The following is a 1,416-nucleotide window of genomic DNA, read 5'->3' as shown; positions in this document are numbered from 1 at the left end:
TGCCCAGTCTTCCACCATGCGCCCGATTGGTGAAATTGCCGCCAAGCTGGGTTTGAACGTTGACAACATCGAGCCCTATGGTCATTACAAAGCCAAAATCAATCCTGCCGAGGCATTCAAGCTGCCGCAAAAACAAGGCCGTCTGATTTTGGTGACCGCCATTAATCCGACTCCTGCGGGTGAGGGTAAAACCACTGTAACTATCGGTTTGGCGGACGCATTGCGCCATATCGGCAAAGACTCGGTTATTGCTCTGCGCGAGCCTTCTTTGGGTCCGGTGTTTGGTGTTAAAGGCGGTGCGGCAGGCGGCGGCTATGCCCAAGTTTTGCCGATGGAAGACATCAACCTGCACTTTACCGGCGACTTCCACGCCATCGGTGCGGCGAATAACCTGCTCGCCGCCATGCTCGATAACCATATCTATCAAGGCAATGAGTTGAACATCGATCCGAAACGCGTGCTGTGGCGTCGCGTGGTCGATATGAACGACCGCCAGTTACGCAACATCATCGATGGTATGGGCAAACCTGTTGACGGCGTGATGCGTCCCGATGGTTTTGACATTACCGTTGCCTCTGAAGTGATGGCGGTATTCTGTCTTGCCAAAGACATCAGCGATTTGAAAGAGCGTTTGGGTAACATCCTTGTTGCCTACGCCAAAGACGGCAGCCCTGTTTATGCCAAAGATTTGAAAGCGAATGGCGCGATGGCGGCATTGCTCAAAGATGCGATTAAGCCTAACTTGGTGCAAACCATCGAAGGTACTCCGGCCTTTGTACACGGCGGCCCGTTTGCCAACATCGCCCACGGCTGTAACTCTGTAACGGCCACCCGTTTGGCGAAACACCTTGCCGATTATGCCGTAACCGAAGCAGGCTTCGGCGCGGATTTGGGTGCGGAAAAATTCTGCGACATCAAATGCCGTCTGGCAGATTTGAAACCTGATGCGGCTGTTGTCGTGGCCACTGTCCGCGCTTTGAAATACAACGGCGGCGTGGAGCGTGCCAACCTCGGCGAAGAAAACCTCGAAGCCTTGGCAAAAGGTCTGCCTAATCTGCTGAAACACATTTCCAACCTGAAAAACGTATTCGGCCTGCCTGTGGTGGTTGCCATCAATCGCTTTGTGTCCGACTCAGATGCCGAGTTGGCCATGATTGAAAAAGCCTGCGCGGAACACGGCGTTGAAGTTTCCCTGACTGAAGTATGGGGCAAAGGCGGCGCGGGTGGTGCAGACTTGGCTCACAAAGTTGTCAATGCCATCGAAAACCAACCGAACAACTTCAATTTCTCCTACGATGTTGAGTTGAGCATTAAAGACAAAATCCGTGCGATTGCCCAAAAAGTGTACGGCGCGGAAGATGTCGATTTCAGCGCAGAAGCGTCTGCCGAAATCGCTTCACTGGAAAAACTGGGCTT

The 1,416-nt window shown here is 52.9% G+C and carries 1 protein-coding gene; it reads left to right on the top strand.

What is annotated here, in order from left to right; translation table 11 throughout:
- The coding region (locus ACTHUE_RS19080; protein ID WP_440424179.1) for a formate--tetrahydrofolate ligase at positions 1 to 1,416 on the top strand (1,416 nt) is incomplete at both ends.

The sequence above is a fragment of the Neisseria sp. P0021.S005 genome (assembly GCF_051956955.1).
The sequence above is the reverse complement of the archived record's forward strand: the minus strand, read 5'-3'. Positions and strand labels throughout refer to the sequence as shown.